The organism is Cupriavidus gilardii (genome assembly GCF_017598945.1).
In the GTDB taxonomy this organism is placed as follows: domain Bacteria; phylum Pseudomonadota; class Gammaproteobacteria; order Burkholderiales; family Burkholderiaceae; genus Cupriavidus; species Cupriavidus gilardii_E.
This window is the reverse complement of the sequence record NZ_JAGFTW010000058.1, coordinates 1-26,037: the sequence shown is the minus strand read 5'-3', so window position 1 is coordinate 26,037 and position 26,037 is coordinate 1. Positions and strand designations below refer to the sequence as shown.

Below are 26,037 nucleotides of genomic sequence, written 5' to 3'. Positions count from 1 at the left end.
AAGCGCAGACATAGCGATGAACAAGCGTAATCGGGTCGTCTTCGGTCAACTGGAACAGGGAGCGGTGGCGCGGGACGTCGTACGTGATGGCGCGGCATTGCACCAGCGTAGCGGCGAGACGCAGGCAACCGGCCGTCGATTGTGGCAGCGGGTGTTCGCCGGTGGCGTCGCCGTGCTGACATGGCTGACGCCGTTCTCGATCTCGCTGGAGCAGGATCGCCGCGCGGCGGGCGCGCTCAACGCGGGCCAGCGCGCGTTGACCGACGAGATGTGGGAGAGACTGCGCGCGCTCACCGCGCTCCAGATTCGCTTTGAACTGCAGGCCGCGCATGCCACGCCGATCGTCGACCCGAACGCGCCGATCGTTTTTCGTCCCACCATCACGCAGACCACCGGCGCAGCCGGCGGCGTGCCGGTCGTCAACATCGCGGCCCCGAATACCGCCGGCATCTCGGTCAACCAATACCAGCAGTTCAATGTCGATCCCGTCGGCCTGATCCTGAACAACAGCCTGATGAGCGGAACGTCGCTCACCGGGGGCCAGCTCGAAGCCAATCCAAATCTGGGCAACCGCACGGCGAGCACGATCCTGAACGAGGTGACCTCGACCGGTACGGGCTATGCCAGCTATCTTCGTGGCCCGCTGGAGGTCTTTGGCGCGCCGGCGACCGTCATTATTGCGAACCCGAACGGCATCGCGACGCAAGGTGTCGGCTTCACCAACACGATCGGCGTGACGCTGTCCACTGGTCGCCCACAGTTTCTGTCTGCGCCTGGCGGCGGCCTGACCGACTTCGCCAACGCCCGCGCACTGGCCTACGACGTCCGGGGCGGGCATATCCAGATCGAAGGTAATAGCGGCGTCAATGGCCCCGGAGCCGGTGTCGAAGGTACGGTCGGGGCGATCGACCTGATCGGCGAGACCGTCGGCATCAACGCGCCGCTCTACGCCGGCAATCGCATCAACATCGTGGCCGGTCGCCAACAGGTTGCCACAGCGAGCATCGGCGATGCCGGCACCAGCTATGCAACCACGGCCAACGGCGCGGCGAATACCGCTGCTGCGATTGCCGCAGCGAACGGCGGGGCCAACCGCGGCTATGCGGTCGATGCAACGGCGTTTGGCGCGATCACGGCAGGGCAGATCCAGGTGATCGGCACCGCTGCCGGTATGGGCGTGCGCATGGAAGGCCAGCTCGCAGCCAATGCCGGCGATCTCGATATTTCTGCCAACGGCGATCTGACGTTGGCGGCCACCGCCGCGCAGCGGCAGGCGACGCTCAAGTCCAGCGGAAACGTTGCGCTGAGCGGCACGCAACTGGGGGTGGAAGGCTACACGATCAGTGCCGACGGAGACGTGACGTCGAGCGGCGCGCTGCAAACGGGCAAGACCTTGACGGTCGACGCCGGCCGCAACGGGCGGATTGCCGACGCTCAGGCTGGCGGCGACATGAAGCTTGCGGCGGGCGGCAGTCTTCAAACCGGGAAGCTCCAGGGCGGTGGCGCGCTGTCGATGAAGTCGACGGGCGGCGATCTTCACATTTCGGACGAGACCACGGCAACCGGGGCTGTGACGCTCGACGCCGCGGCGGATGTCACCGTCGCAGCGCAGCTCGGTGCCGGGTCGGTCGCTGCCCAGGCAGGCCGCGACGTCAATATCGCGGCTGAGGGAACGGTGCTTGCCAAGGGCGGTACCACCATTGCCGCAGGGCGCAATGTCACCGCGGACGGCAAGATCAGCACGGAAGGCGATCTTGGCATAACGGCAGGGCAGAACCTCGCGGTGTCCGGCCAGGTCACGGCCGGCAAGCAGGCAACGCTCGGTTCGGGGGGCGATACGGCTATCTCCGGCTCGCTCGCCAGCGGGACTGCCACCTCCGTGAGTGCCGACGGGAACATCGGCATCGGCGGTTCGCTGCTGGCGGGTACCGACGCCGACCTGCGTGCCGGGAACGGGTTGGATGTGTCGGGCGTCCTCATCGCCCAGAAGCGTGGCGCTCTGCACGCCGGCCACGACATCTCCGGCGCGGGATCGATCGCCTTTGGCGAAGGCGGTTCGCTGACCGCGGGCAACGTCGTCGCCTTGACCGGCAAGCTGCTTTCCAACGATCTGGCGATCCGCGCCGGTAACGGCGTCAGCGTCAAGGACGTGCAGGCTGGCGGCGCACTCGATGTCGTCGCGCAGGGCGTCGACGGTGCAGGCGACATCGCGCTGAACGGCAATGTGGCGTCGGTCGGTGGCGCGAGATTGAACGCGCAGCGGGACGTTGCCATCGGCGGATCGCTCGCGGGGGGCGCCGAGGTTGCCATCGCGGTGGGCCGCAGTATCGACGTCAGCGGGAATGTCGAGGCGATCAAGTCGCTGGCATTATCCGCGACGGCCGGCAATATCGCGGCGAGCGGCGATCTGACCGCTGGCGACAAGCTGACTGCGAATGCGGCAGGCGACATCACGCTGGGCGGCAATACCAATGTCGTGGGCGACATGACGCTGAACGCGGGCCACGACGTCGTGACGACCGGCGCGACATCGGCGAAGGGCGCAGGCCTTGTCACGGCAGGCAACGACGTTACCCTCGGCGGCAAGACCGCGATTGCTGGCAACGCCACCATCGGTGCTGCGCGCGATGCCAATATTGCGGGCACGTTGCAGGCGAAGGCGGTCGACATCACCGGTGGCCGCTCCGCGTCGCTTGCCAACGTGCAGGCGAACGACAGCCTGGCCGTGCGTGCCAATGGAAATGGCAATGGCGACAGCGGCGACATCACGATCGTGGGCAGTGTGGAGGGCGCGGGCACCGGTACATTCACCGCGGCGCGCGACGTCGTCATCGATGGCGCGTTGAAGACCGCGGCCGCGGTGACGACCGATGCGGCGCGGGATACCGTGATTGCCGGCATGCTGCAGTCGAACGGCAACGTCTCGCTGCAATCTCGCACCGGGTCGCTCCGCAGTACTGGGGACATCCAGTCCGGCGGCGATCTGACGATCGATGCGGCCAAGAACATCGCGCTGGGGCCGAAGTCCACGACGGCGCTGGGCCATACGTCGCTGAGCGCAGGCGCGGACATTTTGCTCGATGGCAAGCTCGTCGGCCAGGGCGACGGCACGCTCGATGCCGGCGGCGCGATTGGCGGCAGCGGCGATACGGCATTCGGGCTCGCGGCCAAGGCCCGCTCGGGGGGAGATACGAACCTGACCGGCTCGCTGCGTGGAGGCACCGTTCAGGTCGATGCCGGCGGCAATACTACGTTGCATGACGTGCAGGCGGGCTCGACGCTCACGCTGGCATCGGGCCGAGACATGAAGCTCACCGGTGCCATCGTCGGTGGCGCGGACGTAAGCGCAACCGCCGCCGGCAATCTTACCGTCGACGGCGGGATGCAGTCGGTCACCGGCATGACCCTGAACGCGACCGGTGGATCAGTCTCCAGTAGCGGCACCATTGCCAGCCAGGGAAGCCTCGATATCGGGGCCGGGACCAATATCCGGCTTGGTGGCAATTCGACCGCCGGCGGACAAACGACGCTGTCGGCCGGGCAGGACGTCGTGGTCTCCGGCGTGTTGCACGGGCAGTCGGACGGCGCGGTGATGGCGGCGCGCGATGTCGCCGGCGCGGGAACGATCGCGTTCGGCAATGGAACGACGGTTGCCGCTGGCCGAGACGTTTTGCAGGACGGACTGATCCAGGGCCAGGCGGTACAGGTTCTCGGCGGCAATGCCGTCAGTGTCCGCAATGTGGAATCGGCATCGACGCTCGACATCGAAGCACTTGGCAACGGCGGGACGGGAGATGTCCGTATCGCCGGCACGGCGGCGGCCAGCGGTGCCGCAAGCATCGCCGCGGCCCAGGACATCGCCGTGGACGGCAAGCTCGCCGCCGGTGCGGCCATCGTCATGGACGCACAGCGGCATGTCGATGTGGCGGGCGCGGTCGAGTCGGTAGGCAATCTATCGGTGCTGGCGCGGCAGGGCAGCCTGCACGCCACCGGCGGGTTGAACAGCGGCGGCACGCTCGACGCGATCGCCGGACAGGATCTGACGACCGGTGCGAGTACCACGGCAGTGGGCGCCATCGCACTGACGGCCGGGCGTGATGCCACGCTGAACGGTACCCTGGTGGGCGCGGCCGAGGGCACGATTCACGCCGGTCGCGACGTGCTGGGTGGCGGCACGCAGTCGATGACGCAGGCGCTGACGATCGAGGCAGACCGGAACATGGCCTTGACGGGCAACATGCAAGCCGATCGCGTCGAGGCTACCGGCGGCAATAATGCATCGCTGCATAACGTCGTGTCTTCTACGACGCTGACGTTGACCGCCAATGGCAGTGCGGGCGAGGGCGATGCCGCCCTGACCGGCACGGTCGGCGTGCCAGGCGCCGTCAACGTGACGGGTCGTCGCGATGTCAGCGTAAGCGGCGCACTGACGGCGGGCGCGACCACGCAGCTCGACGCGGGCCGCGACGTGGCGGTGACGGGGGCGGTTCAATCGGTCGATGATCTTGCCCTGCGGGCCGAGGTTGGCAGCGTCACCGTCGCGGGCAACGCGGTAACCAATGGAGCCCTGTCTGCTTCCGCCGGTCTGGACGTCAACGTCGCGGGACAGATATCCGCCGCGGAGAAGCTGACAGCCCAGGCCGGCCGCGACATTGCACTGACCGGCGCGATTGCCGGACAGCGCGATGGCGAGCTGATCGCAGGCCGAGACGTGCGAGGCAACGGGACCGCGGCCTTTGCGAACGCCGCGACGGTGCAAGCCGGACACGACACCGCGCTTACTGGCAGCCTGCAAGGCGCAACTGTCGCGGTGACGGCGGGCAACTCGGCCGGACTCGGAGCGGTCCAGGCTGTCAGCGGCGGGCTCACCGTCAATGCCAATGGCACGGCCGGGGGCGGCGACATTGCGGCGTCGGGTCCAATTACGGCAATCGGCGACGTTTCGCTGCAGGCCGCGCGGGATATCGCGACACAAGGTGCCATCAATAGCGGGGCTGCCGGTACGCTCAATGCCGGCCGCAATGTCGCCGTTTCCGCGGACATCAACACCGTTGGCGACCTGTCCGTTACGGCGCGAGATGGACGCGTCGATGCCGCAGGCATGGCAACCCAGGGCGACCTGACACTGTCCGCAGGCTCCGATCTGCGCGCGACAGGTGCCGTGGCATCGGCCGGTTCCACCGATATCCAGGCCGCTCGCGACATCGCACTCGATGGCGGTATTGCGGGGCAGGGCGCGGGCACGATCAGCGCGGGTGGCAACCTCAGCGCCGCGGCGGCCGCGTTTGGCACGCAGGCCACGCTTGCGGCCGGCCGGGACATTACCGTTACGGGTACCACCGCCACCAACGGCGCGCTCACCATCACCGCGCGCAACAGCCTGTCGCTCGGCGACGCGCAGGCCGGCGACACCATTCGTCTGACGGCCAACGGAACCAGCGGCGGCGGGGACGTTGCGGTGGCCGGCCTTACGGTGTCGGGCGGCTCCGCCACGGTGACGGCAGCGCGCGATGCCGCGCTCAATGGCGGCGTTCTGAGCTATGACGCCGTGACAGCCACCGCCGGCAGAAACCTGACGGTTGGCGGGCTCCTCAGCGCCAATGCCGACGCGACGCTGACGGCCAGTACGGGCAATCTCGCTGTTACCGGCGACATGACGGTCGTCGGCAATCTGAACGCCAGGTCCGGTGCCAATCTGGCGCTCGCTGGCGGGCTCATCAACGGCGACACGACGCTGTCGTCGGGCAATGCCACGACCTTGACTGGCGCGCTGTTCGGACTGGGCAGCGGCACCATCGACGCGGGCGGCAACGTTGCCGGCGGTGGTGCGCTCACCTTTGCCGACGACATCGGCATCCGTTCGGGCGGCGCCATTGCGCTCGGCAATATCGAAGGTGCCGGCAAGCTGACGGCAACCGCCGTCGGCGATGCGGCATTCGGCAAGACCACGGTGGTCGGGGACATCGCCGTCAATTCGTCAGCGGGCAGCGCGTCGTTTGCCGGGCCCGTGGCGACCGGCGGCAATCTGACCATTCAGGCGGCGCGCGATGTGACCACGGGCAGCCTCTCCGCGATGGGGGCGGTCAATGTCACGGGATCGGGCGGCAATGTCAGCGTGGCAGGCATCTCGGCCAACGGCGATGCCACCGTGCGGGCGGGCCAGACGCTGGCGCTTGGCGGCAGCAGCACCGTCGCGGGCCAGGTCGATCTGGCCGGACGCAATGTGGCGTTGTCCCGCTCGCTGGATGGATCGAAGAACGTCAAGGTCGCCGCGCAGGAGACGTTGGATGCTGGCCGGATGCAGCTGGTCTCCGCCGGCAACACCTCGCTGAGCGGCGCCAATGTCGTGGTCGGCAACGCGATCGTGGGCGGTTCTCTGGACGCGCGCGCGGCCGATCAGCTTGCCGTCACCGGACAACAAGTGCTGGTGGTGGGCGGGGCATCGCTTCATGGCGGCAACGGCGTCACCAACTCCGGCAACGTATTGTCCGGCGGCAATCTGACCGTTTCCGGCGGGAACGTGGTCAACAACGCGGGCGCTTCGCTCGCCTCGACCAGCACCACCACGATTCAAGGCGGCAGCTTGACCAATGCCGGCGTGGTGAACGGCAATACCACGCAGGTCTCGGTGACCGGCGGCTTGACCAACAGCGGTTCGCTGATGGGACTGAACGCGCTGAACATCACCGCCGCCTCGTTGAACAATGGCGGCGGCCTGCTGTTTGCCGGCAATCCGAACGTGGCCAATGGCGCCACGGGAGATATGTCGCTGACGCTGACCGGCGGCGATGGCTCCTTCTACAACGGCTACGGCCATATCCTGGCGCAACGCGATCTGGGTATCTCGGCTGCCAACATGGCGTTCGACCCCTCGCAGGGCACGATCAGCCAGGCCGGCCAGCTTCGCATCAATGCCGGCTCGATCTACGTCTCCGGAACGTGGAACACCGGCGGCCAAGGTGTCTATGCCAATGGCTACAACGGCTTCACCAACGCCGGCCGTATCGACGGCACGGCGCCGATGACGCTGGCCACGGGCGGCATGTTCACCAACACCGGTCAGATCAGTGCAGGCGATCTGACCATCAACGGCACGATCAACAACGCGCTCGACGCCGTCATTCATTCGAACAGCAACCTCACCCTCAATGGTTCGGGGACGAACCGCGGCACGGTGGAGGCGCAAGGAACGATCGCCGTCAACGGCGGCTGGTATGACAACCAGCTGGGCGTCACGCAGGCGGCAGGGGACATTCGCTTCAACCTGGGCGGCGATCTGCAGAATACCGGCGGGATGATTACCGCCGGGCGGGATATCTCGATCCAGGCGAATCGGGTGATCAACGATCAGACGGCGCCGACGGGGCAGACGACGACCACGACGCGAATCGATGATCCGGCGCTGTTGCTGTCCAATGTCATTGGTACCGTGACGGTCGGTCGGTTCGTCCGGGGGACGACGGTCGATAGCCAGAACCTCATCTACGTGACCAAGGATGTCACGCTGGGCGACCTGCTGTCGCCCCTGGGCACCTCCGCCAATACCGCCGAGCGGGTAGCACTGGACCCGACCCGAGTCCCGATGGGCGTGGAAGGCAGCGACAATGGCTCGACAGTCGATGGCGATGCGTGGCAGGTCGTTCCATCACCGTCGAGCATCAAGTCGCAAGCATTTGATTTGCCTGACGTCTACCAGACCGTCACGACGCAGCAGCCAGGCAAATCAGGGGTGATTTCGGCCGGTGGCTCGATTTCCATGACGGCAAACGAGCTGTCCAACCGCGGTGGTCAAATCTCCGCGATCGGCGGCATCCTGCTGAATATTCAATCGCTCAGCAACGGCGCGGTAGCGGCTACGCGCGTCAACGAGAGCGTCAACACCGTAGATCAAGCAGGACTCACCGCCCTGCTGACGGCGTTGAAGGCGCTAGGTCCGGTCGTGTATGCCGGCCAATCGGATTCGTATATCAACGCGCCGGCACTGTACAACTTCAATGTCAACGCCGCGGCCGCGACCTCCACTGGAACTATCACGTCCTCCATGCCGCTCGGCCTGATCGCCGCCGGCAGCAACCTGACCATCAGCGGCGGCAATCTGGTCAACGAAGGCATCCTGTACGCCGGCAACAACGTCGTCATCAACGCGCAGAGCCTGACGAACCAGGGCGGTACCCGCCAGGACTATTCCACGCAGGTTGGCTGTGCAGCCGGCGTGCCGGATACCTCTTGCGGAACAGCAGGGCGTCCGCGCGGCAACGATCCCAACACGACGACGTTCAGCTATCACGAGCAGAACGCGTCGATCTACGCCGGTAACGACCTGGTCATTGCCGCAGGTCAGACCAGCAACACCTACGGCAACCTGATCGCCGGCCACGACATCGTCATCGGCGGGGTCGGCTCGACGGCAGGATCGACGACGCCGGCAAAAAGCCTGACCAACAGCTCCGGCAACATCGTCGCCGGCAACAATATCGAGCTCAATGTCGAGGGCGCGATCACCAATACGTTGCCGCCTCCGGTCACGGTGCACGAGAACTATGGCAAGAAGGAGCAGTATGCCGGCTGCATGACGGCGGGCGGCTACAAGGAGAGCTACTGCGAAGCCTATGTCGACTACCAGGCCGGAAGCTCCTCGGTCATCTCGGCCGGCAACAAGCTGAACATCAACGCCGGTTCGCTGACCAACGTTGGCAGCCTGATCTCCGCCGGCGCCAATGCGGTGATCAATGTCGCCGGCCCGGTGGTCAACAACGCGCAGACACTGAACGCCTACTGGCACTCCCATTGGGTCCAAAAGACCGGCATGTTCCGCAGCGACAAGCGCCACGATGTGTGGGCTTGCGGCTCGGCGGAACAGTGCGCGGAACTCTATGGCAGCGCGTATACCGCTACCGGCGGCACCATCAATCCGCCCACGCCGGTGGGCAATATCGCCGCGACCATCCAGGCACCGAACCTGTCGATTACCTCGGGCGGTCAGATCCAGAACGTCGGCAACGTGATCGGCACGGAGGTGTCGCTGACCGGCGTCAACCTGATCAACGGCATCACCACGGCCAATACGTATACGCCGCGCGTCAATGCACCGTCGCAGGTTATCTCTCTCACGCCGCTGACCATGCCGGGCCTCAACCTCGGCGTGCCCCGCGCCGTGGGCAACGGCAGCCTGCCGACGCCCGTGCCGGGCAAGGCGACCTATATCGATGGCCAACTGAGCCCCGCGCTGTCGGCCGGCTTCGGCCCGCAGATTCTGCTCGACAACCTGCCGGCTACGCTGCAGCCGGGCTCGACCCTGTTCTACTACAACCCGGAGGAAGAGAACCTGCTGCTGCAGCAGGCCGCGCTCAAGCAGACCGGCAAGGCAAGCTTCATCGACGGACTGGCACCGGACAACAAGCAGAACCTGTCGGCCGCCCAGGTCGAGAAGGCGATCCTCTATCAGAACGCCCTCGAGTACGCCCAGGCCAATGGTGTCCAACTCGGCGAGGCTCTCACGCAGGCCCAGGTCAACGAGTTGGACAAGCCGATGCTCTGGTATGTGGAACAGACGGTTCCCGACCCCAGTTGCACGGCGACCGGCACCGCAAGCTGCCCGACGATCACCGCGCTGATGCCGCAGATCTATCTGCCGGCCGATATGCAGGCGATGTCGGCGGGCGGGAATATCAGCGGGCATAACGTCACGCTCAATTTCAATCAGGATGGGAATGGGAGCATCCTGAATACCGGCACGATCAGCGCCAGCGGCAGTCTTTCCGTTGATACACAGACGCTGAGCAACCAGGCCAATGTGGTGGACATTGGCGCCATCTGGAGCAAGGTGTCGGGTGGCTACCTCAAGACGAGCGGCACGCAGGTGCAGCCCGGCGGCTTCATGGCTGCGGCGCAGATGGACATCAATGCCGAGCGCATCAATGCTGTCAACGACGCCTTCCAGATCCGCAAGGCGGACGGCAGCATCGACCGCGAAGCGTCAGATGCGCTGGTGGCGCAGTTGGAGGCCAACCTCGGCCTGAACTACACCAGCAGCACGGTCAAAGACGATATCCATCAGGATTTCGTCAAGGAGAAAAAGGGGCTGCCCACGTTCGTCGTGATGGCAATCGCTGTCGCGGCCTCGCTGGTGACAGCCGGCGCGGCAGCCGTCGCGATGAACGTTGCGTTGGCCAACATGACGATCGGCCAAGCGATGGTGACCGCGGCGTTATCCAGCATGGCGAGCAGTGCTGTCAGCCAGGTTGCCTCCGGACAAGGGTTGAACTTCGGCAAGCTCGCAATGGCGGGCGCCGTTGGCGCGGCTACCGCTGGGTTGACGCATGGCATTACCTTCGACGGTTCGAGCTTCGGACTAAGCAAGTGGGGAGTGCCACTGAAAGGAACCAACACCCTTGCGAACCTCGCTGGTACGACCAGCGTGCCCGGCGTCACGCAGGCGATCAAGGACGGAGGCAGCAATCTTCTTTGGCAGCAGGCCGTGGGCGTAGTTGGCACAGGATTGGTTAGTGCTGGGGTCCATACGGCGATCTACGGTGGCAGTTTTGGTAGTGCGCTGATTGGGAACCTTGTCAGCCAAGGGGCTGCGCTCGGAGCCAGCGCGATCGGCTTGAACCTTCCAGGCATTGGGGCTCCAGGGTCTGATTCCGGTACGGTGCTTGCCAATGCGTTGGCCCACGGGGCGCTGGGATGCGCTGCTGCTAGTGCCACAGGCGGCGACTGTGCCGGAGGAGCGGTGGGCGCGGCATCGAGCGCCATCTTGGCGCCGTTCATTCGTGATGCCATTTATGCCGATAGCGCTGTCCTTAACTACAGCGACGACAAGTTCCGCCAAGCTCTAACGGTGGGGCTTGCGGCGCTGGTCGGAGGGGCTGCCGGAGAGTTGGCTGGTACTGACGCGACTTCGGCTCTGCTCGCCGCACAGAATGAAGCGCTGAACAACGCCACGTCGCTTGGCCCGGTGCGGGGGATTGCAGCGCGGGAGAATGCGCGTCTGTTGGCTGAGTGCGGTAGCTCGTGCACTCAGGCCGACTTTCTGCGAATTGACGCCCAAGTGCGGCAAGTCGAAGCGGCAGCGATGCTGGCGCGGATGGACAATCTGACGCCGGAACAAGCTTTGAAGTTGGCCGACACATTGTCGAATCTGTTACCGTACTACGGCTCGGCGGCGATGTTGTACCAAGCGGTAACGGGACAAACACTCAGTGGTCGTCCGTTAGACACCGCGGATCGTTGGATTTCTGGACTGTTGTCGGTAGTTCCGGTCGGTGGCGCGGCTTACGCCAAGATCAGCGAGTTTTTGGCCGTCAAGGGCAGTAATGCCGTGGTCAGCGGCACCAAGGTTGAAAACGCAACCGGTAAATTTGACGACCTTTTTGATCGGGTCGAGAGCGGAAGTGGCAGCAATGCCGTGGTCAGCGGCACCAAGGTCGAAATCGCAAACGGAAAATTCGACTACCTCTTTGGCCGTGTCGAGAGTGGAAGTCATAATGCGGCGAGATCCAATCAGCTTGCATTGGAAATGAAGCGACTTGGTGTTCCTGATACATATGCTGGACATCAAATGCTGGCTGACCACCTTGCTCGTGCCGTAAACACGGAGGGAAACGTTTCTCGTTCGTTCTCAAATCAGTATGGTAATTTCGAGGTCCGAGACTCCCTTTTTATTGGCCCATCTGGCCAGGCTGCGAAGCTGGAGAGCACTTTTAAGGTACTTCCTGATGGGAGTCGCAGGCTAGTTACGGTCATTCCGTTCCATACAGGAAAATGAGATGAAATTTCCAGACAAAGATGAGTTCCTTCAACTGTTCGGCATAGAACCAATAGAGGAGGATCCTTCCATGGCACTATGTCGATATAGATTCAATTCAAAATCGAACGGCTTGGAGCTAGATATTTCGTTTAGCGCAATACAAGAGTCATTTCAAATCCTCCTCTATTGCGGTGGACAGGAGGTGGTGAATTTTGTCAGCGAGCGTACTACAAAGATGGAGTTGTACCGTGACTCGTCGGGGAGCGGACTACGTGTGCATTTTGAAGTTTCTGGGGTGCAAGCGGAGGCAATTGTGACCCTCGAGCCAACGATCAAGTGCCGCTGGTGGTTAATCCGGACTGAGTAGGGGCTTTACTTGGCTGCCGAGATCGACTGAAGGCAGAAGACGTTGATAGAGGCCGGCAAGCAAATGAATCGGCAGACCAGGCAACCCGCGAGGCTCTGTGAGCCGGCGCGGGAAGACCTAGCCACGCGGCAATGTTTCCGGAACGCCGCCTCCCCTCGTGACATCCATCCCCATGAAAGGACCCGATCGCCCACGCCGTCCGGCGCCGAGGCCAGCGGGTTCGTTTAATGGAGGAGCGATGCCATGAAGCACATCCTGACGGCCTTATCCCTATGCTGCGCCGCGACAATGGGGTGGGCCCAATCCCCCAACGACGCCCAAATCGCCGCCATCGTCGTCACAGCAAACCAAGTCGACATCGACGCCGGCGAACTGGCGCGGACCAAGGCGCAGTCCAAGGAGGTCAAGGACTTCGCCCAATTGATGGTCACCGACCACACCAGCGTCAACCAGTCCGCAATGGACCTGGCCAAGAAGCTCGACCTCAAACCCGAAGACAATCCCACCGCGCAAACACTGAAGCGTGGAGGGGAAGCAAATCTCGCCAAACTGAAGGGGCTCAAGGGTGAGGCGTTCGATCGGGCCTATGTCGATCAGGAGGTCGACTACCACCAGGCTGTGCTCAATGCCCTGGACAAGACCCTGGTGCCCAATGCCAGCAATGCAGAGTTGAAGGCCCTGCTGGTCAAGGTGCGCCCGGCCTTTGTCGCGCACCTGGAGCATGCGAAGGAGCTGCAAGCCTCGCTGCCGAAGAGCAAGAACACCACCACGAACAAGAAGCCATGAGTTGCAGCCGGGGGACCCTTCTGGGGTCGCTGGTGCTGGCGGCGATGCTTGTCGGCACGGAAGTCGGCGCGGCGACCTATATTGTGACCATCGAGGGCATGGAATTTCGTCCTTCGACATTGGTGCTGCACCGCGGCGATCGCGTCGTCTGGGTCAATCAGGATCTCGTGCCGCATACCGCGACCGCGGCGGACGGCAGGAGCTTCGACTCTGGCCATATCGCACCCGGTGCGTCATGGGAGCATGTGGTGCAGGGCGAAGGATCGCTGCCCTATGTCTGCACGCTCCATCCGACCATGCAGGCATTCCTTGAAGTTCGCAAGCGATGATCCCCTCCAGTGCAACGACGCTCGCCACCGGCAATCCTCATGACGATGACCAGCAGCTTGCTCGGCGTATCGCGGCGGGCGATCGTTCCGCGTTCGAGCTGCTGATCCGGCGAAACAATCGCCGTTTGTACCGGCTGGCGCGCGCGGCGCTGCGCGACGATGCGGAAGCCGAAGACGCCCTGCAGGAAGCCTATCTGTCGGCCTATCGCGCGATGGGCGAATTCCGCGGCGACGCGTCGCTGGCAACCTGGCTGTCGCGACTGGTACTGAATCAATGCCTCGGTCGACTGCGCCGCCACGCACGCCGCGAGAAGGTGATTCCGATGGTGGCTTCATCCGGGGATGACGCTATGGAGCACGACTTTCCCGCACCCGAAGACGATGCACCAGACCGGGCGTTCGCGCGTACCGAATTGCGCGGGCTGATCGAGCGTCAACTGGACCGCTTGCCCAAGGCGTTTCGTCTCGTGTTCGTGATGCGCGAAGTCGAGGAAATGAGCGTGGAGGAGACCGCGCAGTGTCTCGATATTCCGGAGGCCACCGTTCGGAGCCGGCATTTCCGTGCACGAAGTCTGCTGCGGGAAGCGCTCGCCCGCGAGATCGATCTTGCCGGCCGCGATCTGTACGAATTCGGCGGCGTGCGCTGCGACCGGATCGTGCAGGGGGTGATGGCACGGTTGGACCGCGAGAACGCTGGCAAGGCTTGAACGGAAAACCGAAGTCGACAACCCCGTCGACAACGCCGCAAGGAGACCCAACATGACAACCTCACTCTGGCGCGGCACCACCAACCCAACCGGATGTCCGATGCTCGTCGAGGACATCCAGACCGATATCGCGATCGTCGGCGGCGGCATTACCGGGGTCAGCCTCGCATGGCGCCTGGTGCAAGCGGGCCGCAGCGTGGTGCTGCTGGAAGCAAATGCTCTGGGCGTCGGGGATACCGGCAATTCCACCGGCAATTTGTATGCGACGGCCAGCAGCGGGTTGCGCGCCATTCGGCAGAAGTGGGGCGACGACGTGGTGCGGCAGGTCACGCAATCTCGCGCGGAAGCGGTGAATTGGATCGAGGAGCATGTTCATCGCCTCGGCATCGACTGCGCGTTTCGGCGTTGCCCCCTGGTTCGCTATCCGGCGTCGGTCGATGCGCGCGACGGGATCGAGGCCGAGTTCGAGGCTTCGCTAGCCGTTGGCCTACCGATTCGGAGGGAGGGCGCTTTGCCGCCGGGGCTGCCGCATGCCCACGGCGATGCGCTGGTACTCGAACAGCAGGCGCAATTCCATCCGCTTGCCTATGTGTTGGCGCTGGCCCGGCACGCAGCCGACAATGGCTGCCGCATCTTCGAGCACTCGCCGGTGATCGAGCTGGACCGTTCGCAACAGCTGCTGCGAACGGAGCGCGGCAGCGTCAAGGCCCGGCACATCGTGCTGGCCACGCATTCGCCGAGCGGCTTCCATCTGATGCAGGCCGGCATGGTGCCGCATCGCGAGTATGGCTTGGCCGCGCCATTGGGCGGTGATTCATTCCCGGCGGGGATCTTCTACGCGGAGGGCAGTGAGCGCTTGTCGGTGCGCGGGCTTGACACCACGCAGGGCAACTACCTCGTATGCGTCGGGCAATCGGCCAAGACCGGTCAGCATGATGCCGCGGCGGCGATGGCAAAACTGGAGGAATCGGCAAGGCAGCGCCTCGGCATTCGGCAGATTGTCTTTCGCTGGTCGGCACAGAACTTTCCGTCGCCGGACGGTTTGCCCTATATCGGCAAGGACACCTTCGGCAGCTACATCGCCACCGGCTTTGCCACCGATGGTCTGACCTACGGCACGCTGGCCGCGGCGATCATCGCGGACCAGATTCTCGGCGTCGACAACCGCTGGAGCGAGCTCTACAAGGCCACCCGCCTGACCGCCGTGAAATCGGCAAAGGGCACCGCCGAGGAAGTGGTCAGCATGGGTAAGGCGCTGATCCAGGACTATTTGACGCATCGCCAGCATGAGCAGCTGCAGAGTCTCGCACCGGGAAGCGCCGCGATCGCGGAACTCGAAGGCGAGCGCGTCGCGGCGTATCGCGATGCTGCGGGGCGGTTGTTTGCCGTATCGCCTGTCTGCACGCATATGAAATGCATCGTGCATTGGAACGCGGTTGAGGCGAGTTGGGATTGCCCCTGCCACGGCAGCCGTTTCGCGCCGGACGGCAGCGTGCTGTCCGGCCCTGCACTCGCGCCGCTCACCATCAAGCTGATACCGGGTCAGGAAAGCGGAACCTGAGCCGTCGCGACCGTGCCTGAATCGCCGTCGTTCTGCAGTGCGGAAAATGGCGGAAAACCCCAACATGTCGCGGGTTGGAACAGCCATTAAGATGAACCGGCAGCAGCGGATCTCAAAACAATAGCCGGAGACATCAGCATGGATCGACGACAGTTCCTCGGCGCGGCGGCCTGCGCCACCGCAACGCTGGCGGCAGCGGGCCTGGCGCCGCAGGCATGGGCGGCCGATTGGCCGAGCCGGCCCATTCGCCTGGTGGTCGCCTATCCGCCCGGCGGCGGCACCGACGTGGTGGCGCGCCTGTTCGCCGATTACTTCACCAAGATCATCGGGCAATCGGTGGTGGTGGAGAACAAGCCCGGCGGTGCGACCATCCCGGCCACGCAGGACGTGATTCGCGCGAAGAACGACGGGCACACGTTGCTGGTCACGCTGGGCTCGTCGGCGACCTCGGGCGCGCATATCAACCGCGTGCCCTACGACCCGCTGACCGATCTGACCGCATTGGCGGAGCTGGGCAAGGCGCCGGTGGTGATGGTGGCGAACAAGGACGCGCCATTCTCGTCGCTGAAGGAATTGATCGCGTGGTCCAAGGCCAACCCCGGCAAGCCGCTGCATTCGGCGTCGTACGGCCCCGGCACCTCGTCGCACTTCGGGCCGCTGCTGTTCAACCGGCTGTCCGGCACGCATATCGAGCCGGTGCTGTACAAAGGCTCGGCGCCGGCCACGCAGGATCTGGTCGGCGGCGTCGTGCCGCTGATGATCGATGGGCTGACGACGGGCGTGCCGCTGTATCAGGCGGGCAAGACCAAGGTGCTGGCGACCACGATTCCGGAGCGGTCCGAGCTCGCGCCGGGTGCGCCGACGTTCCGCGAGCTCGGGTTTCCCGAGATGGAGCAGTTGAGCGGCTATTTCGCGCTGTTCGGGCCGAAGGCGATGCCGAAGGAGACGGTCGAGGCGGTGTCCGTCGCGGTGCGCAAGGTGCTGGCCGATCCGGCCTACCACAAGCGTCTGGCCGGCGTCGGCGTGTTGCCGCCGCAGGCCGTCACGCCGGACGCCTTCGCCAACCAGATCAAGACCGATCATGCCCGCTGGGGCAAGTTCATCAAGGACATCGGCTTCAAGATCGACGGAACCTAGACGCCTCCCGCCATCGAGGATTTCCCATCCAGGGCGCGGTGCCCTATGCTACGGGCTTTGTGCGCCTGGCAAGGGCCGGTCCGGACCGTCCGGCACCCCTTGCCAGCGGCACGCCAGCCTGGAATCAGAGGAACCCGCCTTGAAGGCCGAAAGCAGCGCGTCCACCGTCGACGACTACCAAAACCTGTTCGATCTCGCGCCAGTCTCGCTGTGGCTGGAAGACTATAGCGACCTGAAACGGCATCTGGACGGCCTGCGGGCCGCCGGCATCGTCGACCTGCGCGCCTATCTGCATGGCCATCCCGACGAGGTCGCCCGTTGTTCGTCGCTGATGCGGATCGTCAACGTCAACCGCCGCACGCTGGAGCTTTACGGCGCCCGGGATCTGGCCGATCTGGTGGGCAATCTGGACAAGGTGTTCCGCGACGACATGTTCGAGCAGCATGTCGAGGAGCTGGTGCAGCTATGGGACGGGAAGGGAACGTTCTCGGGCCAGTCCGTCAACTACACGCTCGACGGCCAGCGTCTCGATATTCAGCTGTCGGGCCGCGTGCTGCCGGGCCACGAAGAACGTTGGGATCGCGTGCTGCTGTCGATCGACGACATCACGCAGCGTCAGCGCGCCGAGCGCGAGTTGCGCAACAGCCGGCAGTATGCGCTTGGCCTGTTCGAACATTCGCCGGTGTCGCTGTGGGTCGAGGACTTCAGCGCGGTCAAGGTGCTGATCGACGAAGTGCGCGCGGCCGGCATTACCGATTTCCGGACGTTCCTGAACGTCCATCCCGATTTCGTCGCGCGCTGCATGCAGGAAATCCGCGTGATCGACGTCAACCAGCAGACGCTGCTGATGTTCAGCGCGCCTTCCAAGGCCGTGCTGTATTCCCGCCTGGGCGATGTGTTCCGCGACGACATGCAGCAGCATTTCGCGGAGCAGCTGGTCGATCTGTGGAACGAGAAGCTGTGGCAGCAGCGCGAGGTCGTCAACTATGCGCTGGACGGCCGCCATGTGGACGTCTTCATGCAGTGGTCGGTGTTCCCCGGCCATGAAGCGGAATGGGACCAGGTGCTGGTGTCGCTGACCGATATCACGGCGCGCAAGAAGGCCGAGGCCTACGTCGAATTCCTCGGCAAGCACGACGTGCTGACCAAGCTGTATAACCGGGCGTACTACGAGGACGAGCTGGCGCGGCTGGGCCGCAAGGGCCCTTGGCCGGTCAGTGTGGTCGCGGTCGATCTGAACGGGCTCAAGCAGGTCAACGACAACCTCGGCCATGCCGATGGGGATGCGCTGCTGCGCCGGGCCGGCGAGGTCCTGAAGAAGGCAGTGGGCGACGGCTTCTGCGTGGCACGTGTCGGTGGCGACGAGTTCATGGTGTTGCTCCCGGACCGCGACGAGCATGCCGCGGCCTCGGTCGTGGCCCAGATCGAACAGGTCGTCGAGCTGAACAACCAGTTCTATCCGGGCGCGGCGCTGAACTTTGCCATCGGCACCGCTACCTGCGCGGTCGGCGAGCGCCTGACCGATACGGTCAAGCAGGCCGACGCGCGCATGTATGCGGCCAAGCGGGCCTACTACGAGAAGCTGCGGGCGGAGCGGGAGCGCCGCCAAGGCTGAGCCCCGTCTCGCGATTCCGTCGTCAGTCGCGTTCGCCCATCGCCGGGTCGGACACCAGGTCCTTGCCCGTCTCGATGCGTCCCGCGAAGCGGCGGCGGAAGCTGCCTTGCTGGGTCGTTACCGTGAAGTCGTACCAGTTTCCCTGCGATCCGACCGGCCAGTGCTGGTCCAGCTGTTTGCCGGCCGGGACTTCGAAGGTCCAGGGGCCGTCGTTGCGGTAGGCGTTCGGTACCACGGTGAAAGTGCAGGGGCTGGTGCCGGCGTTGATCATCGTCAGATAGACCGCCGCGTTGGCGACGTCGTAGCAGACGCGGATCTCCGGCGCGCTGGCGCCCGCGGTGCCCAGCGTGCTGACGTCACCGCGGAAGCTGCGGTGAAAGCCATTGGGCCCGAGCACGAACAGGTCGTAGCGGCCTTCGTCGCTGGCGAAGACGTCGTAGCGGCCATCGAGCTGCTTGCCCGGCTCCACGGTGTAGCGGCGTGGCACGCGGTCCAGATGCAGCCGGTCGTAGACGTGAAAGACCGCGGCCGCCGTTCCGGTATTGCTGAACAGCAGCCACATCGCGCGGCCGCTGGCATCTTCGCGGCCGCTGACGTGCAGTTCGTACGGCAGTGCGCGCGACGGGCGCGTGCCGGTCGCCTGCGCCGGCAGCTGCTGCGCGGTGGTTGCGGGTAGCGGCACCTGCGGCAACTGGCCCTGCGCGGTGCGGATCGCGTCGGCACTGGTCTTGTCGCGCGTGGGCAGCGTCGGCAGCGATTCCGTATTCGGATTGACGAAGTTGAACGCCGTGGTCAGGTCGCCGGCGATCGCGCGGCGATACGCGCTGATGTTCGGTTCCATCACGCCGAAACGGGCCTCGAGAAAGCGCAGCACCGAGGTGTGGTCGAACACCTGCGAGTTGACCCAGCCGCCGCGGCTCCAGGGCGAGACCACGTACATCGGCACGCGCGGGCCCGGACCATACGGCTTGCCATCAGTGTGATATTCGCCATCGGTTGCGACGGTGGAGGCGCCGGCCAGCGTGCCGTTGTCGAAGGCCGGCGCGCAGGGCGGCGGCACGTGGTCGAAGAAGCCGTCGTTCTCGTCGAAGTTGATCAGCAGCACGGTGCGGCTCCAGACCTCCGGATTGGCCGTCAGCGCGTTGAGCACCTCCTGCGTATACCAGGCGCCCTGTACCGGGCTCGAGGGCCCGGGATGCTCGGAGTAGGTGGCCGGCGCCACGATCCACGAGACCTGCGGCAGCGTGCCCGCCGCGATATCGTCCTTCAGCGCCTGCAGAAAGCCGCCGTCGGGCATGGTATTGCCGATCCCCTTGATCAGCGGGCTGATGGCCTCGTCGGCGGGCGTGTACGGCGGATACGGGCTGCCGTTGGGCTGATTGCCGCGCGCCGCGTTGGCGTCGCGATATTGCTTGAAGCCGGCCAGCGGGTTGTCGGTGAAGTTGTCCGGCAGGTTCTGATAAACCTTCCAGCTCACGCCGGCCGCCTGCAAGCGCTCGGGATACGTGGTCCACCGATAGCTGATGCTCGTCGCATCCAGCGAATCGCCGCGGTTGTCGATCACCGGACCGCCCATCGCGCCGGTCGGATCGTTGGTGCCGGTCCAGTGGAACAGGCGGTTCGGGTTCGTGCCGCCGTGGAACGAGCAGTAATACGCGTCGCAGATCGTGAACGCATTGGCCAGCGCGTACTGGAAATCGAGTTCGGCTTCGGTATAGAAGCCCATCGAATGCGGTTCCTTGTACGTCGGCCACTGGTTCATGCGGCCGAGATCCCAGGCATCCTGCGCATCCGGATAGCTGTGCGGCGTGCCGCTGACGCGCTGCGCATTGCCGGCGCTGCTGTCCAGATGGTAGGGCAGCACGATGCGGCTGACGCCGTTCTCGGTATAGGTTTGCTCGAAGACGTTGCGTCCGCCCGGCAGCGGAATCGGAAAGCGGTCGCCAAAGCCGCGCACGCCTTTCATCGTGCCGAAGTAGTTGTCGAACGAGCGGTTCTCCTGCATCAGGATCACGACGTGCTCGACATCGCGGATGGTACCGGTGGCGTTGTTGGCGGGGATCGCCAGCGCGCGGCGGATCGCTGGCGGGAAGGCGGCGAGCGTGGCGGCAGCGGCGGCGCCGGTGCTGGCGAGCTTCAGGAATTGACGACGGCTGTTCGATGGCATGGCGAAAGGCGGCTGGGATGGCGGGATGGTACCGGCAGGGCGGCGATCGGGGAACCATTGGCGCCGGCGCCCGAGTCAGCAGGCGCCGGACAGCCGAAGCCGGCACCGTATCCCACGCCGATGTCACGGCCATGACGCCGCGATGACATGGGGCACTTCGCAACAGGGCAATCGAACGGCATCGGGTCACAGTGTCGTCATGCACGGGCACTAGGCTGGCGGGATTTTCCGGGGCGGGTCCGTGCGGATCCCATCCGGAATCTTTCCCCTCCTTCTCCCACGCCAGCGAAGGTCCCAATGCAAGCCCTGAGAATGACGAGAGCGCTGTTGGCCGTTCTTCTGACCACCGCCGTGCTGACCGCCTGCGGCGGCGACGACGACAACAAGCCGGGCGACACGCCCAAACCGCCGGAGACGCCCAAGCCGGAACTGCGCTGCGCGCCCTGAGCAAGCCGAGCACGCCGAGCACGCGTCGCTCCATTGGCACCGGCGCATCCCGCATACCCGAGCCCTCCGACTCCGACCACAACAACAAACACCAATGACCTCCCGCCGCAGATTCCTGCAGGCGAGCGCGGCTGCCGGCTTCTCGGCCGCCGCGCTCGCCGCCTTTCCTCCGAGCATTCGCCGCGCGCTGGCCATTCCGGCCAACAATGCGACCGGCACCATCATGGACGTGCAGCACGTCGTGATCCTGATGCAGGAGAACCGCTCGTTCGACCACTACTTCGGCACGCTCAGCGGCGTGCGCGGGTTCGGCGACCGCATCACGATTCCGATGCCCAACGGCCGCAAGGTCTGGCAGCAGGAACGCGCCAATGGCACGGTGATCACGCCTTACCATCTGGACGGCACTGCCAACAATGCGCAGCGCGTCGCCGGCACGCCGCACTCCTGGAAGGACAGCCAGGAGGCCTGGGACCACGGCCGCATGTCGCGCTGGCCGGTGGCCAAGACCGACACGTCGATGGGCTATTACAAGGAACAGGAGATCCCGTTCCAGTTCGCGCTTGCCAATGCGTTCACGCTCTGCGACGCGTACCACTGCTCGATGCATACCGGCACCGATGCGAACCGGTCCTTTCATCTGACGGGCACCAACGGCCCGGTGCCGCAGAACGTCGCCTTCGTCAACAACGAGTGGGATGCGATCAACGGCATTCCGTCGGACGCCAACATCGGCTACACGTGGAAGACCTATGCCGAGCGGCTGGAAGAGGCCGGCATCAGCTGGATCAGCTACCAGAACATGCCGGACGAGTGGGGCGACAACATGCTTGGCGCCTTCCAGAGCTTCCGCCGCGCCAATCTGGCATCGGGCTTTCCGGTGTCGAGCGGCGGAGCCCCGGGCGCGCCGTACAACGACACGGGACAGCCGCTGCCGTATCACGCGTACGATGCGGCGACCGACAACGCCAGCAATCCGCTCTACAAGGGCGTCGCGAACACGCTGCCCGGCAGCCAGCCGGACCAATATCTCGACGCCTTCAAGCGCGACGTGCGCGAAGGCAAGTTGCCGCAGGTTTCGTGGATCAACGCCCCGTCGATCTATTGCGAACATCCGGGGCCGTCCAGCCCGGTGCAGGGATCCTGGTTCCTGCAGGAAGTCCTCGATGCGCTGACCGCCAATCCCGAGGTCTGGAGCAGGACGGTACTGATCGTCAATTTCGACGAGAACGACGGCTACTTCGATCATGTGCCGTCGCCGTCGGCGCCGTCGCGCAATCCGGACAACACGTACGCCGGCAAGACGACGCTGAGCGAGGAAGCACTGGCGCCGGAGTACTTCACGCAGCCGCCGCCGCAAGGCAGCACCACGCAGCCGGCGCCGGACGGCCGCGTTTACGGCCCGGGACCGCGCGTTCCGCTTTACGTGATTTCGCCGTGGAGCCGCGGCGGCTGGGTCAATTCGCAGGTGTTCGACCACACCTCGGTACTGCGCTTTCTCGAGGCCCGCTTTGGCGTGCAGGAGCCGAACATCAGCCCGTTCCGGCGTGCGGTGTGCGGCGATCTGACCAGCGCGTTCAATTTCAAGACGCCCAATACCGAGGCGCTTCCCACGCTGGCGGGACGCACCACGCGCGATGCCGCCGACGCGCTGCGGGCCGCGCAGCAGCGTCTACCCGCCGTGCCGGTGCCGCGCGACATGGCGCTGCCGCTGCAGGCACCGGGCACGCGTCCTTCGCGCGCGCTGCCGTATGAGTTGCACACCAGCGCGCGCTGCCAGCCGTCCGGGCACGTCGAGCTGCTGTTCGCGAATACCGGCACGCAGGCCGCCGTGTTCCATGTTTACGACGTCCACAAGCTCGACCGGATTCCGCGCCGCTATATGGTCGAGGCGGGCAAGACGCTGTCCGATACCTGGAACGCCGGGTCCGACAATTTCGGCCGATACGATCTGTGGGTGCTGGGCCCCAACGGCTATCACCGCCACTTCAAGGGCGATCTGAATCGGCTGGGCGGCACGCAGGCCGCGCCGGAGATCCGCGTCTGCTACGACATCGCCAACGGCGACGTCTACGTGGACCTGCTCAATCCGGGCGCCGCGGCCTGTCAATTCAGCATCGCGCCGCTGGCCTATCGCAACGACGGCCCCTGGCAGGTCGACGTCGCCGCGGGCGGCACGGCCTCGCGGCACTGGTCGCTGGCCGACAGCGGTCAGTGGTACGACTTTGCGGTGACATGCAGCAGCGATCCAGCTTTCTATCGCCGCTTTGCCGGCCGCGTGGAAACCGGGCGGCATACGGTCAGCGACCCGGCGATGGGCGAGGTCTGACGGCTGCCGTGACGGGCAGGGGGGGCCGTGGCTCGTGTCACGGCTGCCCACCGCCTGCCTGCTTTCGTCGGCTGCTATCGTCGGCTGCTACCGTCGGCTGCTATCGTTGCGTCGCAAAGCGATCGGTGGCCGCAATCAGCTGATCGAGGATGCCCGGCTCCGACCACGCATGGCCGGCCCCCTCGATCAGATGGAAATCCGCCTGCGGCCACGCCTGGTGTAGCGCATAGGCATAGCGCGCCGGGCACGGCATGTCGTAGCGGCCATGCACGATGACGCCGGGGATATCGGCCAGCTTGTGCGCATCGCGCAGCAGCTGGCCTTCCTCGAGCCAGCAGCGGTGCGTGAAGTAGTGGTTCTCCAGCCGCGCAAACGCCAGCGCGAAATGGCCCTCGTCATGCTTGGCGCTGATCGCCGGATCGGGCAACAGCGTAATGGTCTCGGCTTCCCACACGCTCCAGGCGCGCGCGGCTTCGATCTGCTTGTCCTTGTCGTCGCCGGTCAGCAGCTTGCGATAGGCGGCCATCATGTTGCCGCGCTCGGCCTCCGGCACCGGCGCCTGAAAACGCGCCCACTTGTCGGGGAACATCTCGGACACGCCGTATTGGTAGTACCAGTCCAGCTCCGCCTGCGACACCGTGTAGATGCCGCGCAGCACGAGCTCGCTGACCCGTTCGGGATGCTTCTGCGCATAGGCCAGCGCCAGCGTCGAGCCCCACGAACCGCCGAACACCAGCCAGCGTTCCGCGCCGGCCAGCGTGCGCAGGCGCTCGATATCGTCGACCTGATGCCAGGTGGTATTGGCTTCGAGGCCCGCATGCGGCGTCGAGCGGCCGCAGCCGCGCTGGTCGAACAGCAATAGGTCATAGCGTGAGGGATCGAACAGCCGGCGATGGTCGGGCGAGATGCCTCCGCCCGGCCCGCCGTGCAGGAATACTGCCGGCTTTGCGCCAGGCGTTCCGACACGCTCGTAGTAGATGACGTGGCCATCGCCGACATCGAGCGTGCCGGCCTCGTAGGGTTCGATTTCGGGGTAGAGCGTGCGCAGCGTGGGCATGGGTGCGGTCTCCGCATGGGAATACCGCAGTGTACCGGTGCAGAACCGCGACGACGGTGGGAAGGATCAAGCCACGGGCGCAGTGGCAAGCCAGATCAGCAGCGCGCCGGCCGCGATCAGCACGAAGCCCGACAGGCGGGCCACGTGCAGGCCGGCCGGTCCGACCTTTTCGAGCAGCACCAGCAGGGTCAGCGCCGCGACCCAGACCAGCGCCATCACGCCAGTAACGAACAGCACGCCCATCAGCGCCCAGCAGCAGCCCAGGCAAAACGCGCCATGACGCATGCCCATCGTCAGCGCGCCACGCTTGCCGTCGCGCCAGTTGGTCATCAGGAAACCGAGCGGGCTGCGGCAGTGGGTCAGGCAGGCCCGCTTCAGCGGCGTCAGCTGGTAGAGCCCTGCCAGGCAAAGGATCGCGCCCGCGGCCACGCGGCTCGATACCGCCATCGCCGGCGACAGCAGCAGGGCCTCGTGCAAGGCCCATTGCATCAGCGTCATGGCGGCGCTGAAGCCTGCCCAGACGGACAGATAGCCGAGGCCGAAGCACAGCACCGTCGCCGGCAGCCTGCGGCCCTCACGTCGCCGTTGCAGCCCGGTGTAGACCAGCATCACCGGCGCGGCGGCCGGGGCCATCATGCCGATCATCATGACGACCCACATCGCGAACGTGTAGAACACGTCCGCGGCCGCCCAAGGCATCGGCATCGGCATCGCCATGCCCATGCCGGCCATCATCGCATCGTGGCCTGCGCCCGGCGCCATCGAGCGCTGCAGATGGATCAGATAAGCCCACGCCAGCGCGGCAATGACCAGCATGCAACCCCAGACCAGCAGGCGGTCGCGCTGCGGCAGCCGACCATAGCGGCCGGCGTCCGGCAGCGGCACCGCGCCGGCGGGTTCAGGCCCCCTGCCAGGAGAACGGGGCATATTGGCCATTGTTGCGGCCGCTGTCGTCGTCCCAGACCATGCCCAGCGCGTGGACGTGGCTGCGCGCGGGGCGTGCCAGCGCGACGCGGTCGGCAGCGGGGTGGCCGGTGTTGTCCAGGTGGATGGGCTCGGTCGCATTCGGATTGATGCCCATCACCCCTTCGGCACCCATGTCGACGAGGTTCGGCGCGGTGACGGACCACGTCTTGTCGTTGCGATCGAAGCGGATTTCCGCCGATCCGACGCCCTCGAACGAGCCGACCAGCGGCGACAGCGCCGCCATCGGGCCGCCGGCGGCGCCACTGGCGATCGCGGTGATGGCGTCGCGCTGCGATTCGCTGGCGCGCTCGTCGACGATCACGCCGACGGACCAGTTGCCCTTGCCCATCTCCTCCGGTGTCGAGCCCAGCACGATAAAGCCGAGCCCATCGAGAGAGGTCTCGCCGTAACGGCCCTGCTCGATCTGAAAGCCCATGGCGAAGATGCAGTGCCCCTTGGTCGGCGGCACCGCCAACTGCCCGGGCAGACAGGGGCAGATGAAGTCGCAGTTGCAGGTCTCGTAATACTGACCCTGGATGTTCCAGTTGGGCGTGGCCATCGCTTGCCTCCTTGCCTTGCGTCCTGCACCGCACTCACGTACCGGCGCGGATCGAACGATACGCGGCGTCTCGATTTCGCGAGTACCGGTTCACTGGAATATAGGTGAGCGGGCGCCGGATGCTGGGGAGGTCGGCAAAGTCAGTGATTTTTGCCCAAGACGGGGCGGGGTCTGGCTCTTTTTAACCACTGACGCCGCCGACGAAGAGGAGTGAGGTGTGATCACATGGCTGTGTCTACAGTTGCAAAGACTGATTTTCAT

At 65.2% G+C, this 26,037-nt stretch carries 13 protein-coding genes; 9 read left to right on the top strand and 4 right to left on the bottom strand.

What is annotated here, in order from left to right; genetic code table 11:
• Positions 1–16 precede the first annotated feature (16 nt).
• The 8 genes from J5T34_RS21005 to J5T34_RS20970 all read left to right on the top strand — a co-directional run bounded on the left by J5T34_RS21005 (position 17) and on the right by J5T34_RS20970 (position 18,251).
• Positions 17–11,767 carry a filamentous hemagglutinin N-terminal domain-containing protein gene (locus tag J5T34_RS21005; protein WP_208582753.1) on the top strand — a complete coding sequence of 3,917 codons (11,751 nt, stop codon included), beginning with the start codon at positions 17–19 and terminating at the stop codon, positions 11,765–11,767.
• 1 nt (position 11,768) lies between these two features.
• Positions 11,769–12,116, top strand: coding sequence for a hypothetical protein (locus J5T34_RS21000; RefSeq protein WP_208582743.1), 348 nt, complete (start codon positions 11,769–11,771; stop codon positions 12,114–12,116).
• A gap of 243 nt (positions 12,117–12,359) precedes the next feature.
• Entirely contained in the window at positions 12,360–12,902 is a 543-nt protein-coding gene (locus J5T34_RS20995) for a DUF4142 domain-containing protein (RefSeq protein ID WP_208582740.1), read from the top strand.
• Positions 12,899–13,231: a cupredoxin domain-containing protein gene (locus tag J5T34_RS20990; RefSeq protein WP_432207693.1), complete on the top strand. Its 333-nt coding sequence runs from the start codon at positions 12,899–12,901 to the stop codon at positions 13,229–13,231. The genes J5T34_RS20995 and J5T34_RS20990 overlap by 4 nt, the downstream gene beginning before the upstream one ends.
• Positions 13,228–13,938, top strand: coding sequence for an RNA polymerase sigma factor (locus J5T34_RS20985; RefSeq protein WP_208582733.1), 711 nt, complete (start codon positions 13,228–13,230; stop codon positions 13,936–13,938). The genes J5T34_RS20990 and J5T34_RS20985 overlap by 4 nt, the downstream gene beginning before the upstream one ends.
• A 52-nt stretch (positions 13,939–13,990) precedes the next feature.
• Entirely contained in the window at positions 13,991–15,499 is a 1,509-nt protein-coding gene (locus tag J5T34_RS20980; protein WP_244259121.1) for an FAD-dependent oxidoreductase, read from the top strand.
• Between the two features lie 138 nt (positions 15,500–15,637).
• Positions 15,638–16,636: a Bug family tripartite tricarboxylate transporter substrate binding protein gene (locus tag J5T34_RS20975; RefSeq protein ID WP_208582731.1), complete on the top strand. Its 999-nt coding sequence runs from the start codon at positions 15,638–15,640 to the stop codon at positions 16,634–16,636.
• A 139-nt stretch (positions 16,637–16,775) separates the two neighbouring features.
• Positions 16,776–18,251 (top strand): sensor domain-containing diguanylate cyclase, encoded by a 1,476-nt coding sequence (locus J5T34_RS20970; protein ID WP_208582729.1) that lies wholly within the window; start codon positions 16,776–16,778, stop codon positions 18,249–18,251.
• 22 nt (positions 18,252–18,273) lie between these two features.
• On the opposite strand, the gene J5T34_RS20965 is transcribed toward J5T34_RS20970, so the two are convergent.
• Positions 18,274–20,418 (bottom strand): phosphocholine-specific phospholipase C, encoded by a 2,145-nt coding sequence (locus J5T34_RS20965; protein ID WP_208582727.1) that lies wholly within the window; start codon positions 20,416–20,418, stop codon positions 18,274–18,276.
• Positions 20,419–20,959: 541 nt separating this feature from the next.
• On the opposite strand from J5T34_RS20965, the gene J5T34_RS20960 reads away from it, so the two are divergent.
• Positions 20,960–23,194 (top strand): phosphocholine-specific phospholipase C, encoded by a 2,235-nt coding sequence (locus J5T34_RS20960; RefSeq protein ID WP_208582725.1) that lies wholly within the window; start codon positions 20,960–20,962, stop codon positions 23,192–23,194.
• A 100-nt stretch (positions 23,195–23,294) separates the two neighbouring features.
• Here J5T34_RS20960 and pip read toward each other — a convergent pair whose 3' ends face one another.
• The 3 genes from pip to J5T34_RS20945 form a co-directional block, all read right to left on the bottom strand.
• Complete coding sequence (gene pip / locus J5T34_RS20955; protein ID WP_208582723.1) at positions 23,295–24,251, bottom strand: prolyl aminopeptidase; 957 nt, start codon at positions 24,249–24,251, stop codon at positions 23,295–23,297.
• A gap of 66 nt (positions 24,252–24,317) precedes the next feature.
• Positions 24,318–25,178, bottom strand: a complete 861-nt coding sequence (locus J5T34_RS20950; RefSeq protein WP_244259120.1) for a DUF2182 domain-containing protein — start codon at positions 25,176–25,178, stop codon at positions 24,318–24,320.
• On the bottom strand, positions 25,150–25,776 hold the full coding sequence (locus J5T34_RS20945) for a DUF1326 domain-containing protein (protein WP_208582721.1): 627 nt from the start codon (positions 25,774–25,776) through the stop codon (positions 25,150–25,152). The genes J5T34_RS20950 and J5T34_RS20945 overlap by 29 nt, the downstream gene beginning before the upstream one ends.
• Between the last annotated feature and the right edge of the window lie 261 nt (positions 25,777–26,037).

What these genes read in the sequence shown, in the direction of transcription:
- J5T34_RS20950 (WP_244259120.1), bottom strand. Translation starts at nt 25,178, where the DNA reads ATGCCCCGTTCTCCTGGCAGGGGGCCTGAACCCGCCGGCGCGGTGCCG.
- J5T34_RS20975 (WP_208582731.1), top strand. Translation starts at nt 15,638, where the DNA reads ATGGATCGACGACAGTTCCTCGGCGCGGCGGCCTGCGCCACCGCAACG.
- J5T34_RS20945 (WP_208582721.1), bottom strand. Translation starts at nt 25,776, where the DNA reads ATGGCCACGCCCAACTGGAACATCCAGGGTCAGTATTACGAGACCTGC.
- J5T34_RS20990 (WP_432207693.1), top strand. Translation starts at nt 12,899, where the DNA reads ATGAGTTGCAGCCGGGGGACCCTTCTGGGGTCGCTGGTGCTGGCGGCG.
- J5T34_RS21000 (WP_208582743.1), top strand. Translation starts at nt 11,769, where the DNA reads ATGAAATTTCCAGACAAAGATGAGTTCCTTCAACTGTTCGGCATAGAA.
- J5T34_RS20965 (WP_208582727.1), bottom strand. Translation starts at nt 20,418, where the DNA reads ATGCCATCGAACAGCCGTCGTCAATTCCTGAAGCTCGCCAGCACCGGC.
- J5T34_RS20960 (WP_208582725.1), top strand. Translation starts at nt 20,960, where the DNA reads ATGACCTCCCGCCGCAGATTCCTGCAGGCGAGCGCGGCTGCCGGCTTC.
- J5T34_RS21005 (WP_208582753.1), top strand. Translation starts at nt 17, where the DNA reads ATGAACAAGCGTAATCGGGTCGTCTTCGGTCAACTGGAACAGGGAGCG.
- J5T34_RS20980 (WP_244259121.1), top strand. Translation starts at nt 13,991, where the DNA reads ATGACAACCTCACTCTGGCGCGGCACCACCAACCCAACCGGATGTCCG.
- J5T34_RS20995 (WP_208582740.1), top strand. Translation starts at nt 12,360, where the DNA reads ATGAAGCACATCCTGACGGCCTTATCCCTATGCTGCGCCGCGACAATG.
- J5T34_RS20985 (WP_208582733.1), top strand. Translation starts at nt 13,228, where the DNA reads ATGATCCCCTCCAGTGCAACGACGCTCGCCACCGGCAATCCTCATGAC.
- pip (WP_208582723.1), bottom strand. Translation starts at nt 24,251, where the DNA reads ATGCCCACGCTGCGCACGCTCTACCCCGAAATCGAACCCTACGAGGCC.